This window comes from Pseudomonas rustica (assembly GCF_018336155.1).
GTDB classification, from domain to species: Bacteria; Pseudomonadota; Gammaproteobacteria; order Pseudomonadales; family Pseudomonadaceae; genus Aquipseudomonas; species Aquipseudomonas rustica.
Genome location: NZ_JAGYHF010000004.1, coordinates 317,196 through 336,223 on the forward strand (window position 1 = coordinate 317,196; position 19,028 = coordinate 336,223).

17 protein-coding genes are annotated in these 19,028 nt (G+C 58.9%); 11 read left to right on the forward strand and 6 right to left on the reverse strand.

Going from position 1 to position 19,028, the window contains the following annotated elements; translation table 11 throughout:
• Positions 1–35: 35 nt before the first annotated feature.
• Positions 36–1,178: an HlyD family secretion protein gene (locus KFS80_RS09400; RefSeq protein ID WP_212544630.1), complete on the reverse strand. Its 1,143-nt coding sequence runs from the start codon at positions 1,176–1,178 to the stop codon at positions 36–38.
• Positions 1,175–2,830, reverse strand: a complete 1,656-nt coding sequence (locus KFS80_RS09405; RefSeq protein ID WP_212544631.1) for an MFS transporter — start codon at positions 2,828–2,830, stop codon at positions 1,175–1,177. Before KFS80_RS09405 ends, KFS80_RS09400 begins: the two co-directional genes overlap by 4 nt.
• A gap of 306 nt (positions 2,831–3,136) precedes the next feature.
• Here KFS80_RS09405 and KFS80_RS09410 point away from each other — a divergent pair, with 306 nt between their 5' ends.
• The 6 genes from KFS80_RS09410 (at position 3,137) to KFS80_RS09435 (ending at position 9,394) form a co-directional block, all read left to right on the forward strand.
• Positions 3,137–4,432 (forward strand): OprD family porin, encoded by a 1,296-nt coding sequence (locus KFS80_RS09410; RefSeq protein WP_212544632.1) that lies wholly within the window; start codon positions 3,137–3,139, stop codon positions 4,430–4,432.
• A 280-nt stretch (positions 4,433–4,712) separates the two neighbouring features.
• A complete protein-coding gene (locus tag KFS80_RS09415; protein ID WP_053121420.1) occupies positions 4,713–5,537 on the forward strand; it encodes an NAD-dependent epimerase/dehydratase family protein in 825 nt (274 codons plus the stop codon).
• Between the two features lie 43 nt (positions 5,538–5,580).
• Positions 5,581–6,474, forward strand: a complete 894-nt coding sequence (locus KFS80_RS09420; protein WP_212544633.1) for an SMP-30/gluconolactonase/LRE family protein — start codon at positions 5,581–5,583, stop codon at positions 6,472–6,474.
• Between the two features lie 61 nt (positions 6,475–6,535).
• A complete protein-coding gene (locus KFS80_RS09425) occupies positions 6,536–7,507 on the forward strand; it encodes a TRAP transporter substrate-binding protein (protein WP_212544634.1) in 972 nt (323 codons plus the stop codon).
• A gap of 79 nt (positions 7,508–7,586) precedes the next feature.
• Positions 7,587–8,114, forward strand: coding sequence for a TRAP transporter small permease (locus tag KFS80_RS09430; RefSeq protein WP_053121425.1), 528 nt, complete (start codon positions 7,587–7,589; stop codon positions 8,112–8,114).
• Positions 8,114–9,394, forward strand: coding sequence for a TRAP transporter large permease (locus KFS80_RS09435; RefSeq protein WP_053121428.1), 1,281 nt, complete (start codon positions 8,114–8,116; stop codon positions 9,392–9,394). Before KFS80_RS09430 ends, KFS80_RS09435 begins: the two co-directional genes overlap by 1 nt.
• 101 nt (positions 9,395–9,495) lie before the next feature.
• Here KFS80_RS09435 and KFS80_RS09440 read toward each other — a convergent pair whose 3' ends face one another.
• The 3 genes from KFS80_RS09440 to KFS80_RS09450 all read right to left on the reverse strand — a co-directional run bounded on the left by KFS80_RS09440 (position 9,496) and on the right by KFS80_RS09450 (position 12,061).
• Positions 9,496–10,296 (reverse strand): sulfite exporter TauE/SafE family protein, encoded by an 801-nt coding sequence (locus KFS80_RS09440; RefSeq protein WP_053121429.1) that lies wholly within the window; start codon positions 10,294–10,296, stop codon positions 9,496–9,498.
• Positions 10,297–10,305: 9 nt separating this feature from the next.
• Complete coding sequence (locus tag KFS80_RS09445) at positions 10,306–11,550, reverse strand: NAD(P)/FAD-dependent oxidoreductase (protein WP_212544635.1); 1,245 nt, start codon at positions 11,548–11,550, stop codon at positions 10,306–10,308.
• Positions 11,551–11,719: 169 nt separating this feature from the next.
• Positions 11,720–12,061, reverse strand: a complete 342-nt coding sequence (locus KFS80_RS09450) for an ArsR/SmtB family transcription factor (RefSeq protein WP_053121433.1) — start codon at positions 12,059–12,061, stop codon at positions 11,720–11,722.
• A 103-nt stretch (positions 12,062–12,164) separates the two neighbouring features.
• Here KFS80_RS09450 and KFS80_RS09455 point away from each other — a divergent pair, with 103 nt between their 5' ends.
• Positions 12,165–13,028 carry an MBL fold metallo-hydrolase gene (locus KFS80_RS09455; protein ID WP_212544636.1) on the forward strand — a complete coding sequence of 288 codons (864 nt, stop codon included), beginning with the start codon at positions 12,165–12,167 and terminating at the stop codon, positions 13,026–13,028.
• A 113-nt stretch (positions 13,029–13,141) separates the two neighbouring features.
• Complete coding sequence (locus KFS80_RS09460; protein ID WP_212544637.1) at positions 13,142–14,749, forward strand: Ig-like domain-containing protein; 1,608 nt, start codon at positions 13,142–13,144, stop codon at positions 14,747–14,749.
• Between the two features lie 31 nt (positions 14,750–14,780).
• Here the strand turns inward: KFS80_RS09460 and bkdR are convergent, their stop codons facing one another.
• Positions 14,781–15,269 carry a Bkd operon transcriptional regulator BkdR gene (gene bkdR / locus KFS80_RS09465; RefSeq protein ID WP_008086971.1) on the reverse strand — a complete coding sequence of 163 codons (489 nt, stop codon included), beginning with the start codon at positions 15,267–15,269 and terminating at the stop codon, positions 14,781–14,783.
• Between the two features lie 185 nt (positions 15,270–15,454).
• On the opposite strand from bkdR, the gene KFS80_RS09470 reads away from it, so the two are divergent.
• The 3 genes from KFS80_RS09470 to KFS80_RS09480 are packed head-to-tail and all read left to right on the forward strand — an operon-like array spanning position 15,455 to position 19,022.
• A complete protein-coding gene (locus KFS80_RS09470) occupies positions 15,455–16,690 on the forward strand; it encodes a 3-methyl-2-oxobutanoate dehydrogenase (2-methylpropanoyl-transferring) subunit alpha (RefSeq protein WP_007915086.1) in 1,236 nt (411 codons plus the stop codon).
• A 1-nt stretch (position 16,691) separates the two neighbouring features.
• On the forward strand, positions 16,692–17,750 hold the full coding sequence (locus KFS80_RS09475) for an alpha-ketoacid dehydrogenase subunit beta (protein ID WP_008086973.1): 1,059 nt from the start codon (positions 16,692–16,694) through the stop codon (positions 17,748–17,750).
• Positions 17,751–19,022, forward strand: coding sequence for a dihydrolipoamide acetyltransferase family protein (locus KFS80_RS09480; protein ID WP_212544638.1), 1,272 nt, complete (start codon positions 17,751–17,753; stop codon positions 19,020–19,022).
• Positions 19,023–19,028: the final 6 nt, after the last annotated feature.

Genomic DNA, 19,028 nt, shown 5'->3' on the forward strand with positions numbered 1-19,028 from the left:
ATGTAGGAGCTGCCGAAGGCTGCGATCTTTTGATCTTAATGGGGTTGGGTGTTGCCGGCGGCGGTATCGATGCTGACCACCACCGACATCCCCGGCCTTAGCCGTTCCTCTTCCTGCTGATCCGGATCAATCGTGATCCGCACCGGCACCCGCTGGGCAATCTTCACAAAATTACCCGTCGCATTGTCCGCTTGCAGCAAGGCGAATTCAGACCCCGTGCCCGGCGAAATATGCTGCACATGCCCGGTGAATTTACGATGGTTCAGCGCGTCGACGGTGAAGCGCACCGGTTGCCCGACCCGCACGTTGTCCATCTGCGTTTCCTTCATGTTGGCGATCACCCATTTCTGGTTCGGCACCAACGCCATCAACTGCGCCCCCGAGTTGACGTAGGCGCCGAGGCGCACGCCAATTTGCCCGAGCTGGCCGTCACGTGGCGCGACGATGCGCGTATTCGACAGGTCGATCCGCGCCAGTTGCACCGCCGCTTCGGCGCTGGCCACCGCCGCTTCCAGCGAGCCGCGATTGACGATCACCGTTTGCAGATCCTGGCGGGCGATTTCCAGATTGGCCTTGGCCTGCGCGACGGCTGCAACGCTTTGCGCATTGGCCGCCAGTGCCACGTCCATCTCACGCTTGGACACCGAACCGTCGCGCACCAACTCTTTGTTGCGGCGCAGATCCGCCTCGCTTTTGCGCAACTGTGCTTCGCTGTCAGCCTGCACCGCTTGACGCAACTTGATGGTTGCTTCGGCGCTGTTGCGTTGCTGCACGACGTTGGCCAATGCGGCTTTCTGCACCGCCAGTTGCGCCAGCGACTGGTCGAGGCGTTGCTGATAGATACGGTCGTCGAGGCGCACCAGCAAATCGCCGGCCTTCACGTACTGGAAATCCTGCACCGGCACTTCATAGACATAACCGGCGAGTTGCGGGCCGATGATCGTCACCTGCCCGCGAATCAGCGCATTTTCAGTGGTCTCGACCGCGCTGCTGAACGGCGGCAATTGCCAGGCATACAACACGATCAACACGCCGACGATGGCGATCGCGGCAAAGCCCAGCGACGAAATAATCCGCACCCGCAACGAACGTGGTTCAGTGTTCGGCGATGACGGCGGCGCCACACCTTCGGGGGTGGCGGCAATGGCGTTGGTGGTTGTGGTGGTCGGTTCGGTCATGAAGAAGTGGCACCGCTCGAAGGTGTGGATGGCGCAGGGGCGACGGCTTTGGTGGTGCTCATCAGCCACAGCGCACGAATGGACAGCCAGATCATGGTCAGCACCGCAATCACGGCGATCAGCATGAACACGTCGTTGTAGGCCAGCACGTTGGCCTCTCGGGTCGCGGCGTTGGCCAGGCTACGAATGCCCGCAAGGTTGCGCAGGCTCGGGTCGGCCAATAGCGAGCCATACGCCGAGCCGCCACTCTGCACGCGCGCGGCCACCAAAGGGTCAGACAGCGTCAGGTGCTCAACGATGTGACTGGAATGAAATTTTTCCCGGACGATCTGAAAGGTGCCCAGAAGCGCCGCGCCGATTAAACCGCCGAGGTTATTACAGATCCCGAACAGCACGGAAAAACTCACCAGGTTGCGCGGATTGGTCAACACGTTGCGCGTGCCGAGCACCATGGTCGGCCCGAGGAAAAACGTGCTGCCGAAGGCCAACAGGAACTGGCTGAAATAGAGGTTTTCCGGGCGGGTCAGGTTGTTGGAAGAACTGTCCATCACCGCCCCGGTGGCCATCAGACCCAGCGAGATGATCAATGGCATCAGCAGGTGTTTGGGGTCGATCGTCAGTGCGCTGGTCAACAACCCCGCGACGCTGCCGATCAGCATTACCACGTACAGGCTGTGCAATTGCTCATAGCCCATGTTCAGGTTCTGCATGAAACCCACCGCACCGGTGGACTGCTCGGAGGTGACCATACGAATCAGGGTCACTGCCAACGCCAGACGAATCATCGTCCCGCTGCCGAGCCAACGGGTCATCAGCATCGGGTTGCTGCGATTATGTTCGATGGCCAGACCGGTGATGATCAGCGCAATCGACGACGCGAGGGCGACGCCGATCCAGTCAGCCTCCAGCCACCAGTCGATCCGCCCCAACGACAACACCGCGCACAGCAATGCGACGCCACTGGCGAGAATGGCGAAGGTCAGGAAGTCGAGTTTTTCGAAGGTTTTGAAGCGGTCGCCGGGCGGCAACTTGAGCATCAATACGCAGCCCAGCGACAGCAGTGCCATGCCCAATTCGAACAGGTACAAGCCGCGCCATTCGGCGATTTGCAGCAAGTCTTCAGAGAATAATCGCGCCAGCGGCAAGGCTAACTGCGACGTGCCGAGGCCGAGCACCAACGCCTTCATCCGCCACTTCGCCGGGAACGCCTGCACCATGTAATACAGGCCCAGCGAGCTCAGCGCCGCGCCGACCATACCGTGCGCCGCCCGCACCGCGACTGCGGAATTGAGGTCGTTGACGAACAAGTGGCCGAAGGTCACCAGCGCATACAACACGAGGAATACTTCGGTGAACGCGCGCAAACCGAACTGCTGGCGAAACTTCACCAGCAACAGGTTCATCGACACGTTGGTCATTACATACGCGGCCGGCAGCCAGGCCATTTCCGCCGTGGTCGCGCCGAGGGCGCCTTGCAGATAAGGCAGGTTGGCGACCACCAGCGAGTTGCCCAAACCACCGGTCAGCGCCACCAGCAAACCGACCAGCGCATAGGCCAGGCGCTTGGGGTTGGAGTGCAGCGGCGTCGAGGGAGAACCGGGCAGACTGGGCTTCTCGTGCGGCTGCCAGTGGCGCGGGGCGTATTGATCCATTGAAAGGCCTTGTACGAGGGATGAGTGAAGTTTGCCGCAAATTCCGGCAACACACATCCATGGACAATTCAAATCCTTGTAGGAGCTGTCGAGTGAAACGAGGCTGCGATCTTTTGATTCTTTTTTCCAAAGCCAGATCAAAAGATCGCAGCGTGCCGCAGCTCCTACAAGTGATCAGAGTGCTGCCGATAGTCATCGTATAACTTGCTGTTGACATTCCCGCAAAACATAGGAAATATCCGCAACCATGTTGTACGACGACGTATGACAAATAATAAAAACAACAATGAAACAGGGAGCGTCACAGTGAGCACACTCGTCCGCAATTCCGCCCGCCCTTCGCGTTTTTTTGCCCGTCGCCCGCGATCCACTCTGAGCCTGATAGGTTGCAGCAGCCTCGCCTTCGCCATGCCCATGAGCGCCGACGCTGAAGGCTTTCTGGAAGACAGCAAAGCCACGCTGAACCTGCGTAACGCCTACTTCAACCGCAATTTCGTCAACCCGGCCAACCCACAAGGCAAGGCTGAAGAGTGGACGCAAAGCTTCATCCTCGACGCCAAATCCGGTTTCACCCAAGGCACCGTCGGTTTCGGCCTCGACGTGCTCGGGTTGTACTCTCAGAAGCTTGATGGCGGCAAAGGCACCGGCGGCACGCAACTGTTGCCGATCCACGATGACGGGCGTCCGGCGGACAATTTCGGCCGGCTCGGCGTGGCGATGAAAGCCAAGGTGTCGAAGACCGAATTGAAGGTCGGTGAATGGATGCCGGTTCTGCCGATCCTGCGCTCCGACGATGGCCGCTCCCTGCCGCAAACGTTTCGTGGCGGGCAGATCACGTCCACCGAGATCAACGGCCTGACCGTCTACGGCGGCCAGTTCCGCGGCAACAGCCCACGCAACGACGCAAGCATGGAAGACATGTCGATGAACGGCCGGGGCGCTTTCACCTCCGATCGTTTCAACTTCGGCGGTGGCGAATACAGCTTCAATGACAAGCGAACCCTGGTCGGCGTGTGGTACGCCGAACTCAGCGACATCTACCAGCAGCAGTACTTCAACCTCAGCCACAGCCAGCCCGTGGGCGACTGGACGCTCGGCGCCAACCTCGGCTTCTTCACGGGCAAGGAAGACGGCAGCGCCCAGGCAGGCGAACTCGACAACAAGACCGCGTTCGCCATGCTCTCGGCCAGATACGGCGGCAGCACCTTTTATGTCGGCCTGCAGAAACTCGGCGGCGACGATGCGTGGATGCGGGTCAACGGCACCAGCGGCGGCACCCTGGCCAACGACAGTTACAACGCCAGTTACGACAATGCCAAGGAGCGCTCGTGGCAGTTGCGCCATGACTACAACTTTGTCGTTCTGGGCATCCCCGGCCTGACCATGATGAACCGCTATATCAGCGGCGATAACGTCCACACCGGCTTGATCACTGACGGCAAGGAATGGGGCCGCGAGTCGGAACTGGCCTACACCGTACAGAGCGGCCCACTGAAAAACCTCAACGTGAGATGGCGCAACGCGACCATTCGCCGGGACTTCAGCACCAATGAGTTCGATGAGAACCGGGTGTTTATCAGTTATCCGATTTCGTTGTTGTAAGCCAGTCGCCACACCGAGTCTCCCTGTGGGAGCGAGCTTGCTCGCGAATGCGTCGGGTCAGTCAGTTCATATTTCAATGACGCACCGCTTTCGCGAGCAAGCTCGCTCCCACAAGGGGATTGCATTGCAACCAAGGAATCGTGGTGATCGAAAAGTGAATCAGCCCCTTCCGTCATCTACACCAAAAGTCGCGTTGACAAGTCCCGGAAACCCTACCGATACTCCAGCGCAGTCATACGACAACCTACAACAAACCAATAACAATTTGTAAGGGAATGCCATGACGTCTACCACCCCTTCCCGCGCCCCGTTCAACCGGCTGCTGCTGACTGGTGCTGCCGGTGGCCTGGGCAAAGTCCTGCGCGAACGCTTGCGCCCCTACGCCAACGTGCTGCGACTGTCCGACATCGCCGCGCTCACGCCCGCTGTCGATGATCGCGAAGAAATCGTGCTCTGCGATCTCGCCGACAAACAGGCCGTGCACCAACTGGTCGAAGGCGTCGACGCGATCCTGCATTTCGGCGGTGTGTCCGTGGAGCGGCCGTTTGAGGAAATCCTCGGCGCCAACATTTGCGGGGTCTTTCACATTTACGAAGCGGCGCGCCGGCATGGCGTCAAACGAGTGATTTTCGCCAGTTCCAATCACGTCATCGGTTTCTATAAACAGGACGAGCAACTCGACGCCAGCTCTGCGCGCCGCCCTGATGGCTACTACGGTTTGTCCAAGTCCTACGGCGAAGACATGGCCAGTTTCTACTTCGACCGCTATGGCATCGAGACCGTCAGCATCCGCATCGGCTCCTCGTTCCCCGAGCCGCAAAACCGTCGAATGATGCACACCTGGCTGAGCTTCGACGACCTCACGCAACTGCTCGAGCACTCGCTGTACACGGCCAATGTCGGTCACACCGTGGTCTACGGCATGTCCGATAACAAAGACGTCTGGTGGGACAACCGATTCGCCAGCCACCTCGGTTTCGAAGCCCGGGACAGCTCCGAAGTATTCCGCGAGAAAGTCGAGGCGCAACCGATGCCGGCCGCCGATGACCCGGCGCGGATTTATCAGGGTGGCGCCTTCGTCGCGGCGGGCCCCTTCGGCGACTGACCGACTCACTTGATCCCCCCCAATAAAAACCAAGGGAATGAGTATGCAAGCCGAATTGATCGTCGACGCCCGCAACGCCGTGGGCGAAAGCCCGGTCTGGGTGGCGCAGGAAAATGCGCTGTACTGGGTCGATATCCCCAACGGCGCGCTGCAACGCTGGAGCGCCGATACCGGCCAGGTGCATGCCTGGAAAGCCCCGGAAATGCTCGCCTGCATCGCCCGGCACCAGCGTGGCGGCTGGATCGCCGGCATGGAGAGCGGCTTCTTTCATTTGCATCCGCACACCGACGGCAGCCTCGACGCCGAGCGGCTCGCCAGCGTTGAACACGCACGCCCGGAAATGCGCCTCAACGATGGTCGCTGCGACCGTCAGGGGCGCTTCTGGGCGGGCAGCATGGTGTTGAACATGGGCCTGAATGCGCCCGAAGGACGGCTCTATCGCTACGGTGCCGGCGCAACCGGGACGATCGAAGCGCAACTTGATGGCTTCATCGTCCCCAATGGCCTCGGCTTCAGTCCCGACGGCAAAACTCTGTACTTGTCCGACTCACACCCGAATGTGCAGTTGATCTGGGCTTTCGACTACGACACCGACAGCGGCACGCCATCGAATCGCCGTGTCTTCGTCGACATGAACAACCACTGCGGGCGCCCCGACGGCGCGGCAGTGGACGCCGATGGCTGCTACTGGATCTGCGCCAACGACGCCGGTCTCGTGCATCGCTTCACACCCGACGGGCGCCTCGATTACTCACTGCCTGTACCGGTGAAGAAACCAACCATGTGTGCGTTCGGCGGCAGCCAGATGGACACCTTGTTCGTCGCCTCGATCCGCCCCGGTGACGACCACGATCCGCAATCTCTGGCCGGCGGCGTGTTCGCCCTGAGCCCCGGCGTCAAAGGCCTGCCGGAACCACTGTTCAACGACTTGCTGTAACCCGCCTCTGCTGCACCGCTGTGCCTTGAACACAAAAATAACAAGACTGGAGACACCCCTCATGGACTTCAAACGCACGTTGCTCGTCGCTGCACTCCCTTTCGCGTTCACCCTCAGCAGCGCCGTTCAGGCACTGGAAATCAAATTCGCCGACATCCATCCGGCCGGCTATCCGACGGTGGTGGCTGAAGAGCAACTGGGCAAAACACTGGTCGCCGACAGCGGCGGCAAACTGACTTTCAAGATGTTTGCCGGCGGCGTGCTGGGCTCGGAAAAAGAAGTGGTCGAACAGGCGCAAGTCGGCGCGATTCAAATGGCTCGCGTCAGCCTCGGCATCGTCGGCCCGGTGGTACCTGACGTGAACGTGTTCAACATGCCTTTCGTGTTTCGCGACCAAGCGCACATGCGTAAAGTCATCGACGGCGAAATCGGCGATGAAATCCTCGACAAGATCACCCAGTCGGAATTCAACCTCGTAGCCCTCGCTTGGATGGACGGCGGCACACGGAATATCTACACCAAGAAACCGGTGCGCACACTCGAAGATCTCAAAGGCATGAAGATCCGCGTGCAAGGCAACCCGATGTTCATCGAAACCATCAACGCAATGGGTGGCAACGGCATCGCCATGGACACCGGCGAGATCTTCAGCGCCCTGCAGACCGGAGTGATCGACGGCGCGGAAAACAACCCGCCAACCCTGCTCGAACATAATCACTACCAGAACGCGAAGTTCTACAGCCTGACCGGACACCTGATCCTGCCAGAGCCCATCGTGATGTCGAAAATCACTTGGGAAAAACTCACCCCCGATCAGCAGACCCTGGTGAAAAAAGCTGCGAAAGCCGCTCAAGCACAAGAGCGCACTTTGTGGGATGCCAAGTCGGCCAGCAGCGAAGAAAAACTCAAAGCGGCCGGCGTCGAGTTCATCACCGTCGACAAGAAACCGTTCTATGAGGCCACCGCATCGATACGCGAGAAATACGGCGCACCTTACGTCGATCTGATCAAGCGCATCGAAGCCGTGCAGTAACCCTCCCAGCCCTCAACGAAAGGCCCGGCAACGCTGACCTCGCCGAAGGTCAGCGGCTGCCCGGTTACGGTGGAACCCGATGAAGAATTTGCTGCTGCGCATCAACGACCGGATCTACATGACCTGCATCTGGGTCGCCGGTCTATCGGTGCTGACCATTTCCCTGATCATCCCTTGGGGCGTATTCGCCCGTTACGTCCTCGGCACTGGCTCCAGCTGGCCGGAACCCACCGCCATTCTGCTGATGATGGTCTTCACCTTCATCGGCGCCGCCGCCAGTTATCGCGCCGGCGCACACATGGCCGTCGCGATGATTACCGATCGCCTGGCGCCCGACATGCGCAGAACCATGAGCATTGTCTCGCAGGTATTGATGGCGACCATTTGCCTGTTCATGACCATCTGGGGCAGCAAACTCTGCCTGTCGACCTGGAACCAGTTCATGAGCGCCCTGCCCACGCTGCGGGTGGGCATTACCTACATGCCGATCCCGGTCGGCGGCGCGTTGACGCTGATTTTTGTGCTGGAAAAACTCTTTCTCGGCGACCAGAGCAATCGCCGCGTGGTGCGCTTTGACCTGGTTGAAGAAAACGAAGGGGCTGCCTGATGGACGCATTGATTCTGCTGGGCAGTTTTATCGCCTTGATCCTGATCGGCATGCCGGTCGCTTACGCCCTCGGGTTGTCGGCGTTGATCGGCGCGTGGTGGATCGACATTCCGTTTCAGGCGCTGATGATTCAGGTCGCTGGCGGCGTGAACAAATTTTCCCTGCTGGCGATTCCGTTCTTCGTGCTCGCCGGGGCGATCATGGCCGAGGGCGGCATGTCGCGCAGGCTGGTGGCGTTCGCCGGGGTGCTGGTGGGGTTCGTCCGTGGCGGTCTGTCGCTGGTCAACATCATGGCCTCGACATTCTTCGGCGCGATCTCCGGCTCGTCAGTGGCGGACACCGCGTCGGTGGGCTCGGTACTGATTCCGGAAATGGAGCGCAAAGGCTATCCGCGCGATTTCTCCACGGCGGTGACGGTCAGCGGTTCGGTGCAAGCCTTGCTGACACCCCCGAGCCACAATTCGGTGCTTTATTCGTTGGCGGCCGGCGGCACGGTGTCTATCGCTTCGCTGTTCATGGCCGGCGTGGTGCCGGGCCTGTTGATGAGCGCGTGCCTGATGGTGCTGTGCCTGATTTTCGCGCGTAAACGCAACTACCCGAAAGGCGAAGTCATCCCGCTGCGCCAGGCGCTGAAAATCTGCGGCGAAGCGCTGTGGGGCCTGATGGCGATGGTGATCATTCTCGGCGGGATTCTATCCGGGATTTTCACCGCAACCGAATCAGCGGCCATCGCGGTGCTCTGGTCATTTTTCGTGACCATGTTCATCTACCGCGACTACAAATGGAGTGAGTTGCCGAAGCTGATGCACCGCACAGTGCGGACGATTTCGATCGTGATGATCCTGATCGGTTTCGCGGCGAGCTTCGGCTACATCATGACCCTGATGCAGATCCCGGCGAAGATCACCACGATGTTCCTGACCCTGTCAGACAACCGCTACGTGATCCTGATGTGCATCAACGTCATGCTGCTGTTGCTCGGCACCGTGATGGACATGGCCCCGCTGATTCTGATCCTCACACCGATTCTGATGCCGGTGATTCTCGGCATTGGCGTAGATCCGGTGCAGTTCGGCATGATCATGCTGGTGAACCTGGGGATCGGATTGATAACACCACCGGTAGGTGCGGTGCTGTTTGTCGGGTCGGCGGTGGGCAAGGTCAGTATTGAAAGCACGGTAAAAGCACTACTGCCGTTCTACGCGGTGCTGTTTCTGGTGTTGATGCTGGTTACCTACATTCCCGCCATTTCCCTGTGGCTACCGCACTTGGTGTTGTAACAACCTGAAAGATCGCAGCCTTCGGCAGCTCCTACAGAAATCGCATTCCATGTAGGAGCTGTCGAGTGAAACGAGGCTGCGATCTTTTGATCTTCAAATACTCAAGCACGCAACAACATATATCCCGCCACCACCAGACAGACACTGGCAAACCCCACCTGCAACGCCCGCGCCGGCACTCGCGCGCACAGCTTGCGGCCGATGATCATGCCGACAATGCTGGCGACGATAAACGCCGCGCCCTGCCCGTCAATCCGCACCCCGGCGTGAAACGATCCGATCACCCCGATCGCCGAAATCAGGCTGATCACCATCAACGACGTGGCGACAATCCCGCGCATCTGCACGTCGGTCAGTTGCTTGAACGCCGGCACAATCAAAAACCCGCCGCCAACCCCGAGCAACCCGGACACCACGCCCGTAACCGCGCCCAACGCCGCAAGGGTTGCAGTGCATTTGGCCGTCCAGTCGAAGCGCCCGGTTTCTTCATCGAGCATGCAGTTCTTCTGACCCCAACTGCCATGCCCGTGATCGCTCGGCCCTTCTTCCTGACGCTCGCGCCTCAGCATGCGCCAAGCGACCATGACCATCAGCAGGCTGAAGAGGATCATCAGAATCTTCTCCGGCAATTGATGCGCGAAGTAGATCCCCAGCGGCGAAAACACTGCGCCGAGCGCCGCAATCAACAGTGCCGCACGATAACGCACCAGCCCATGGCGCAATCCATCGATAGCTCCAACCGCCGCCGCACTGCCCACCGCGAACAACGCGACCGGCGCCGCTTGCGTCATCGTCCAGCCGAGCCCGAGCACCAGCGCCGGCACCGCCAGAATGCCGCCGCCAGCCCCGGTCAAGCCGAGTACCAACCCCATCACCACGCCAAACAGACTTGCCAGCAACATAGGGTTTTCTCAGTCGACCTTGGACAGACTAGTCAGCCATTCGCGGCCCTTGAGCATGCCGTTCCAGTAGAACCACGGCAGCAACGTCGCCTTGAGAAACCATGCGGAGCGTCGCGCCTGCGTCGGGTCCAACGGAAAGGTCGGCAGCAACTTACCGGCGTAGCCGAACTCGGCGAGGATCACCTTGCCCTTCTCCACCGTCAGCGGGCACGAACCGTAGCCGTCGTACTTCAACGGCAGCGGTTGTTGCTTGCGCTGAGCCAGCAGGTTTTGCGCAACAACCACGACCTGCTTGCGCACTGCTGCAGCGGTTTTCGCGTTGCTGGTGCCGCAGATATCGCCGAGCGCAAACACCTCGGGATAACGCGGGTGCTGCAGGCTGTGTTGATTGACTTCGCACCAGCCGGCGGCGTCGGCCAACGGACTGTTCGCGATGAAATCCGGCGAGACCTGCGGCGGCACGACGTGCAGCAGATCGAAGGTTTTCGCCTCGCGGGTGACGTTGCCGTCAGCGTCCTTGATCTCGAACCATGCGGTTTTCGCCGGGCCGTCGACCTTGACCAGATTCGAGTTGAACGCCAGTTGCGCGTTGTACTTCTCGATGTACTTCATCAGTGGCGGCACGAACGTCGCCACTCCGAACAACGCGGCGCCGGCGAGATTGAATTCGACATTGATGTTGTTCAGCACGCCGCTTTTAAGCCAGTGATCGCAGGACAGATACAGCGCCTTTTGCGGCGCGCCGGCGCATTTGATCGGCATCGCCGGTTGCGTGAACAGCGCTTTGCCGCCGCGCAGTTTTTGCACCTGATCCCAGGTGTATTGCGCGTGCTGATAGCTGTAATTGGAGGTCACGCCGTGCTGACCGAGGCTTTCCTGCAAGCCTTCGATTGTCTCCCAGGCCAGACGCAGGCCGGGGCAGACGATCAGGTTTTGATAGCTGACCGTGCGTTGATCATTGAGGGTGAGTTGGCGCTTGTCGGGATCGATGCCGGTGACGGTGGCTTGCAGCCAGTTGACCTGACGCGGCATCACCTTGGCCATGGGTCTGGCGGTGTCTTTTGCGTCGTAAGCACCGCCGCCGACCAGCGTCCACGCTGGCTGGTAATAGTGCTGCGAACTCGGCTCGATCACGGTGATTTTCAGGTCAGGATCACGCTTGAGCAGACTGGCGACGAAGCCGATGCCCGCCGTGCCGCCGCCGATAACCACGATGTCTGCACTGATGGATGGGCCCCAGTGTTGATCGTTCATTGCTTGTTCCTTTTGCTGCACGCAAGGATTTTGTCAGCCATTACACAAAACCAATGTGGGAGCGGGCTTGCTCGCGAAGGCGTCGTGTCAGTCGACATTAATGTTGAATGATCTACCGCTTTCGCGAGCAAGCCCGCTCCCACAGGGGGGATGGTGTGATGGCTGGCATTTATGGGTGTTCCCAGCTTTTTAGGACGGCCCCGCAATAAAGCCCCGACAGGGTCTTCATCACCTGAATCACTTCCGGGCTGGCCAGCCCATAAAAAATGTATTTGCCTTCGCGGCGAGTGGCGACCATGCCTTCGTCGCGCAAAATGCCCAATTGCTGGGACAGCGTCGGCTGGCGTACGCCGGTCATGGTTTCCAGCTCGCCAACGTTGCGTTCGCCCTGGGTCAATTGACAGAGGATCAACAATCGATCCTCATTGGCCAACGCCTTGAGCAACGCACAGGCCTTGGTGGCCGAGGCGCGTAATTGGGCGACTTCACATTCGGTCAGACTGGATTGCATTTGCACGATGCCTTCAACGTCACTTAAGCTGCGAACATTATGTTTTTACATAAAGTGTTGCAACCCCGAATGACTCTTCGCCCACTCGTACAGGTTTGTGTCCATGCCCGCGCTGATTGAAGCTTTCCTCGACCCCGCCTCCTCGACCTACAGTTACGTGGTCTATGAAGCCGACGGCGGGCACTGCGCAATCGTCGATCCGGTGCTCGACTACGACGGCGCCGCCGGCCGCACCTGCACCGCACAAGCCGACAAAATCATCGCCTTCGTCCGCCAGCACAACTTGCAAGTGCAGTGGCTGCTGGAAACCCACGCCCACGCCGATCACCTGTCCGCCGCGCCCTACCTGCGCCGGGAACTGGGCGGCAAGATCGCCATCGGCGAGTCGATCAGTAAAGTGCAGAACGTGTTCAAGGCGCTGTTCAATCTGGAGCCGGAATTCTGCGTCGACGGCTCGCAGTTCGATCACCTGTTCGCGCCGAACGAGTCATTCAGCATCGGCAATCTCAAAGCTACGGCGCTGCATGTTCCCGGCCACACACCGGCGGACATGGCTTACCTGATTGATGGCGAGCAGATTCTGGTCGGCGACACCTTGTTCATGCCTGACGTCGGCACGGCGCGCTGCGACTTCCCCGGCGGCAACGCCAATCAACTGTTCAACTCGATCCACAAACTGCTGGCCTTCCCGGCGAGCGTGAAGCTTTACGTTTGCCACGACTACCCGCCTGAAGGCCGCGAATCGCAGTGCCAGACCACGGTGGGCGAGCAGCGCAAAAGCAACATTCATGTGCATGACGGGGTGGATGAGGCGGCGTTTGTCGAGATGCGCACGAAGCGTGATGCCGGGCTGGGCATGCCGACGCTGTTGCTGCCGGCGATTCAGGTGAATGTGCGGGCGGGGAATTTGCCGGCGGCTGAGGACAATGGTGTGGTTTATCTGAAGATCCCGCTTAACAAACTCTGATCGACAGACGGTTGGTTTTCACCCGTGAACCTGTAATTTCTGACAGTAGACGCCAAAGCGCCCACTGCGCAGAGTCAAAACTCCCGACCAATTGAGTGAAAAGGAGTTTTCTCATGAGCGCAGTAGCTGACGAAGTGACCATCCTTTTTCCCAAAAATCACGCAACTGTCCACCACGACATCCTGTTTCAGGGAAAAGGCACAACCGGAGCGACTGTTGTCCTGACGGCAAACACCGTTGAGATTGGTCGCACTGTCGTGACAGAAGATAGCTCTTGGCACATTGATTTCGCATTGCTTGGCAATGGCGCAAAAAAAATTGTTGCAACCCAGACCGACCTGCTTGGAAATGTCACCCGCCACGCCGTTACCCTCTACGTCACAACTAGGGAAGTCAAAATCAGTTCACCTCTCGAAAACGACTCGGTGCTTTCTCATGTTCTGGTGAATGGCGAAGGCGATCCGGAGGCAATCATCGAAGCGTTTATCAACGGTAAAAGCGTTGCCAGCGCGACGGCGGACTGGGGTTATTTCACCCTCTCGATCGGCCCTCTGCCTGACGGGAACCACCGAATAGCCGTACAGCAACGCTCTATTAATGGCGAGGTTTCATCAGCCATTGTGAACATTACCTGTAGTGCTGACCGCTCGTTGCACATCAAGCAGCCTGTAGAGGGTGAGGAAGTATTTTCTGGCCACGAGTTCAGAATTGAAGCGTTGGCCAATGCGACACTGATCGCCACGGAAAATGGCGAATCCATAGCTCAAGGTAAAAGCGACATCTATGGACACTGGCTATTTACCTACGATGTAACTTCACTCGGTGAAAAAACGGTCAAAGTAATGCAGGATTTGGAGGGTTCAATCCAAACCACGTCTGTAACTTTTAGCGTTATCAGAGGGCATATTAAGGTTTCTTTTTATGCTCCGTATCCCGATTCCAATGTTTCGCCAGGAGTGGGATTCGCCGGAAATGGTGAGGGCTGCGCAAAAATTACGCTTTCGGATGGAAATGAGGTCATCGGAGAGGGAGTTGTCGACCGCTTAAATCCAGTAGGTGACGCGTATTGGGATGTGTTTCCAGACAAGAAGCTCACGCCAGGCGAAAAATACATAACCGCGACACAAATCACGCATGACGGGTTGAAGTCCAGCGCAACCATTAAGGTCAATGTTGTCGAGAAATTGCCGGTGACCTTCTTCCATCCTCATGACGGTGAAACAACGGGATCAATTTTTTCAACCTACGGCACTGGCACCGTAGGGGCTCACATACTCCTGACTGAAGACTCGCACCCGATAGGCAACGCTACTGTTGATACATCGCACAATTGGATGATCGACGTTAAAGGCCTATCGGCTGGAGAAAAAAAATGGATCGCGGTTCAGACTTATGAGGACGGAACAACCAGCAAAGCGACCGTGGTGTTTAATGTCGAACCACAAATACCATTCACTATTGAATACCCGGAAGAAGGCTCGACGGTTCATCAGCTTGACCCTGAATTCGCCGGAACAGGACAGCCGGGGGCAAGAGCGGTTTATATAGATGAATTTGAAGGAGACATTCCGATAGTCATTGCCAAGGTCGACGACAATGGCAACTGGAAAGGTCGTTCTGGAAAAGCTTTTCAATATGGCAAAAACAGCATAACCATATTCCAGGAAAACGCACTCGAACCCACAATCGTCACGCGCACTTTCTACATAACGCCCCCTTAATGCTTTTATTCGATCCGGGTTGATTTGGGGATCACGCCCCCAACGTCAACCCGTTCGCCGGCAGCGGCAGCGCCGTCTTATACCGCACCTGCTTCAACGCAAAACTCGAGCGGATATTCGCCACGCCCGGCACTTTGGTCAGAAAGTCCATCATGAAGCGCTCCAACGACTGAATCGTCGGCACCAGCACCCGGATCAGATAATCCGGGTCGCCGGCCATCAAATAGCACTCCATCACTTCGGGGCGATCAGAAATCGCTTCTTCGAAATGCTGCAACGCCAACTCCACCTGTTTCTCCAGGCTGACGTGAATAAACACGTTCACGTGCAGCCCCAGCAGATCGGCGTCCAGCAGCGTCACCTGCTCGCGAATCAGGCCTAATTCTTCCATCGCTTTCACCCGATTGAAGCACGGCGTCGGCGACAGATTCACCGAGCGTGCAAGGTCGGCGTTGGTGATGCGCGCGTTCTCTTGCAGGCTGTTGAGAATGCCGATGTCGGTACGATCCAGTTTGCGCATGAGACAAAACCACCTGTTTTTTATGTTTATGCAGAATTTCTATCTGCAAATCGTCTCCAGCGCAACGAAACAGAGATAAATATTCTTCTTGGCCCGGCCTATGATTGTTGTAGGACAAGATTTCTTCTACCGAAGAATGACTGCCAGCTCACTACAAGAAATTCACAAGATCGAGCGTAGAAGCCATGACCCAAGCGTATGAACCGCTGCGTCTGCACGTCCCTGAACCCTCGGGCCGTCCAGGCTGCAAAACCGATTTTTCCTACCTGCATCTGACCGATGCCGGTACGGTGCGCAAACCTTCCATCGACGTCGAACCTGCCGACACCGCTGACCTGGCGCGTGGGCTGATTCGCGTGCTCGACGATCAAGGCAACGCCCTCGGCCCTTGGGCTGAAAACGTGCCGGTCGAGATCCTGCGTAAAGGCATGCGCGCCATGCTCAAGACGCGCATCTACGACAACCGCATGGTCGTCGCCCAGCGTCAGAAAAAGATGTCGTTCTACATGCAGAGCCTTGGCGAAGAAGCCATTGGCAGTGCTCAGGCGTTGGCGCTGAACATCGACGACATGTGCTTTCCGACCTACCGTCAGCAAAGCATTCTGATGGCCCGCGAAGTGCCACTGGTCGACCTGATCTGCCAACTGCTGTCCAACGAGCGCGATCCGCTCAAGGGCCGCCAGTTGCCGATCATGTATTCGGTTAAAGAGGCAGGGTTCTTTACCATTTCCGGCAACCTTGCGACCCAGTTCATTCAAGCGGTCGGCTGGGGCATGGCGTCGGCGATCAAGGGCGACACCAAAATCGCCTCGGCGTGGATCGGTGACGGCGCGACCGCCGAATCGGATTTCCACACCGCCCTCACCTTCGCTCACGTTTATCGCGCGCCGGTGATCCTCAACGTGGTCAACAACCAGTGGGCGATTTCGACCTTCCAGGCGATCGCCGGTGGTGAAGCCACCACCTTCGCCGGACGCGGCGTCGGTTGCGGCATCGCTTCTCTGCGCGTCGATGGCAACGACTTCTACGCGGTTTACGCCGCTTCTGCCTGGGCTGCCGAACGCGCCCGCCGCAACCTCGGCCCGACCATGATCGAATGGGTCACCTACCGCGCCGGCCCGCACTCGACCTCCGACGATCCGTCGAAATACCGTCCTGCCGATGACTGGAGCCACTTCCCGCTCGGCGACCCGATTGCCCGCCTGAAACAGCACCTGATCAAGGTCGGCCACTGGTCGGACGAAGAGCACGCTGCCGTCAGCGCCGAGCTCGAAGCCGAAGTGATTGCCGCGCAGAAACAGGCCGAACAGTACGGCACCCTCGCCGGCGGCCAGATTCCAAGCGCCGCGACCATGTTCGAAGACGTCTACAAAGAGATGCCGGAGCACTTGAAGCGCCAGCGTCAGCAGTTGGGGATCTGACATGAACGATCACAACAACAATATTCAGCTGGAAACCGCCATGACCACGACCACCATGACCATGATCCAGGCCCTGCGCTCGGCCATGGATGTGATGCTTGAGCGCGATGACAATGTCGTCGTGTTCGGTCAGGACGTCGGCTACTTCGGCGGCGTGTTCCGTTGCACCGAAGGCCTGCAAACCAAGTACGGCGCGTCGCGTGTGTTCGATGCGCCGATTTCTGAAAGCGGTATCGTCGGCGTGGCCGTGGGCATGGGCGCTTACGGTCTGCGTCCGGTTGCCGAGATTCAGTTCGCTGACTACGTCTACCCAGCGTCCGACCAGATCATTTCCGAAGCGGCGCGCCTGCGTTATCGCTCGGCTGGCGAGTTCACCGCACCGATGACCCTGCGCATGCCCTGCGGCGGCGGCATCTACGGCGGCCAGACGCACAGCCAGAGCATCGAGGCGATGTTCACTCAGGTCTGCGGCTTGCGCACCGTGATGCCATCCAACCCTTACGACGCCAAAGGCTTGCTGATCGCCTCCATCGAAAACGATGACCCGGTGATCTTCCTCGAGCCGAAACGCCTGTACAACGGCCCGTTCGACGGCCATCACGACCGCCCGGTAACGCCGTGGTCGAAACACCCGCAAGCGCAGGTTCCGGACGGTTACTACACCGTGCCGCTGGACGTTGCCGCCATCACTCGTCCGGGCAAGGACGTGACCGTGCTGACATACGGCACCACCGTGTATGTCTCGCAAGTCGCTGCCGAAGAAAGCGGCGTCGATGCCGAAGTCATCGACCTGCGCAGCCTGTGGCCGCTGGATCTGGAAACCATCGTCAAGTCGGTGAAGAAAACCGGCCGTTGCGTGGTGGTTCACGAAGCCACCCGCACCTGCGGTTTCGGCGCCGAATTGGTGTCGCTGGTGCAAGAGCATTGCTTCCATCACCTGGAAGCGCCGATCGAACGCGTCACCGGTTGGGACACCCCCTACCCGCACGCGCAGGAGTGGGCGTATTTCCCAGGGCCGTCCCGAGTGGGCGCGGCGTTGAAACGGGTTATGGAGGTCTGAATGGGCACGCACGTTATCAAGATGCCGGACATCGGCGAAGGCATCGCAGAAGTAGAACTGTCGCAGTGGCACGTCAAGGTCGGCGATCTGGTCGTTGAAGATCAGGTGCTGGCGGACGTGATGACTGACAAGGCGATGGTCGATATTCCGTCGCCGGTGCATGGCAAGGTGATTGCGCTTGGTGGTCAGCCGGGTGAAGTGATGGCGGTTGGCAGTGTGCTGATCAGCATCGAGGTTGAAGGTGCCGGCAATCTGAAAGAATCGGCCGCGCCTGCTGCCGTCAAAGAAACACCCGTTGCGCCGAAAGTTGAGGCCGTTGTTGAGAGCAAACCTGCTCCAGCCGCCCCGCGTCCGGCTGCGGTTTGCCAAGGCCCGATGGTTGCTCGCGAAGCAGACGAACGCCCGCTCGCCTCCCCGGCCGTGCGCAAACATGCGCTGGATCTGGGCATTCAATTGCGTCTGGTGCGCGGATCCGGGCCGGCCGGACGGGTGTTGCACGAAGACCTTGAAAGCTATCTGGCGCAAGGTCAGTCGAACGCTTCGGCGCCGGTTGCCGCTGCTTACGCCCAGCGTAATGACGAAGAACAGATTCAAGTGATCGGCATGCGCCGCAAGATCGCCCAGCGCATGCAGGACGCCACTCAACGTGCCGCACACTTCAGTTATGTCGAAGAAATCGACGTCACCGCAATCGAAGAACTGCGTGCGCACCTGAATGAAAAACATGGCGCCAGCCGTGGCAAGTTGACCTTGCTGCCGTTCCTCGTCCGCGCCTTGGTCGTCGCCCTGCGCGACTTCCCGCAGATGAATGCCCGTTACGACGACGAAGCTCAGGTCATCACCCGCCTCGGCGCCGTGCATGTTGGCGTCGCCACGCAAAGCGATGTCGGCCTGATGGTGCCGGTGGTGCGTCACGCCGAAACGCGCAGCCTGTGGGACAGCGCCACGGAAATCTCGCGTCTGGCCAATGCCGCGCGCAATGGCAAGGCCAGTCGCGATGAGCTATCCGGTTCAACCATCACCCTAACCAGCCTCGGTGCGCTGGGCGGTATCGTCAGCACCCCGGTGTTGAACCTGCCGGAAGTGGCCATCGTCGGCGTCAACAAAATCGTCGAACGGCCGATGGTCGTCAAAGGCCAAGTGGTGATCCGCAAGATGATGAACCTCTCCAGCTCGTTCGATCACCGCGTGGTCGATGGCATGGACGCGGCACTCTTCATCCAGGCCATTCGTGGCCTGATCGAACAACCTGCCACTTTGTTTGTGGAGTAAGGCGCG

Excerpts from the sequence above, each read along its gene's own strand:
- KFS80_RS09415 (WP_053121420.1), top strand. The coding sequence starts at position 4,713 with ATGACGTCTACCACCCCTTCCCGCGCCCCGTTCAACCGGCTGCTGCTG.
- KFS80_RS09460 (WP_212544637.1), top strand. The coding sequence starts at position 13,142 with ATGAGCGCAGTAGCTGACGAAGTGACCATCCTTTTTCCCAAAAATCAC.
- KFS80_RS09435 (WP_053121428.1), top strand. The coding sequence starts at position 8,114 with ATGGACGCATTGATTCTGCTGGGCAGTTTTATCGCCTTGATCCTGATC.
- KFS80_RS09450 (WP_053121433.1), bottom strand. The coding sequence starts at position 12,061 with ATGCAATCCAGTCTGACCGAATGTGAAGTCGCCCAATTACGCGCCTCG.
- KFS80_RS09405 (WP_212544631.1), bottom strand. The coding sequence starts at position 2,830 with ATGGATCAATACGCCCCGCGCCACTGGCAGCCGCACGAGAAGCCCAGT.
- KFS80_RS09420 (WP_212544633.1), top strand. The coding sequence starts at position 5,581 with ATGCAAGCCGAATTGATCGTCGACGCCCGCAACGCCGTGGGCGAAAGC.
- KFS80_RS09425 (WP_212544634.1), top strand. The coding sequence starts at position 6,536 with ATGGACTTCAAACGCACGTTGCTCGTCGCTGCACTCCCTTTCGCGTTC.
- KFS80_RS09470 (WP_007915086.1), top strand. The coding sequence starts at position 15,455 with ATGACCCAAGCGTATGAACCGCTGCGTCTGCACGTCCCTGAACCCTCG.
- KFS80_RS09430 (WP_053121425.1), top strand. The coding sequence starts at position 7,587 with ATGAAGAATTTGCTGCTGCGCATCAACGACCGGATCTACATGACCTGC.
- KFS80_RS09445 (WP_212544635.1), bottom strand. The coding sequence starts at position 11,550 with ATGAACGATCAACACTGGGGCCCATCCATCAGTGCAGACATCGTGGTT.
- KFS80_RS09400 (WP_212544630.1), bottom strand. The coding sequence starts at position 1,178 with ATGACCGAACCGACCACCACAACCACCAACGCCATTGCCGCCACCCCC.
- KFS80_RS09480 (WP_212544638.1), top strand. The coding sequence starts at position 17,751 with ATGGGCACGCACGTTATCAAGATGCCGGACATCGGCGAAGGCATCGCA.
- bkdR (WP_008086971.1), bottom strand. The coding sequence starts at position 15,269 with ATGCGCAAACTGGATCGTACCGACATCGGCATTCTCAACAGCCTGCAA.
- KFS80_RS09440 (WP_053121429.1), bottom strand. The coding sequence starts at position 10,296 with ATGTTGCTGGCAAGTCTGTTTGGCGTGGTGATGGGGTTGGTACTCGGC.
- KFS80_RS09455 (WP_212544636.1), top strand. The coding sequence starts at position 12,165 with ATGCCCGCGCTGATTGAAGCTTTCCTCGACCCCGCCTCCTCGACCTAC.
- KFS80_RS09475 (WP_008086973.1), top strand. The coding sequence starts at position 16,692 with ATGAACGATCACAACAACAATATTCAGCTGGAAACCGCCATGACCACG.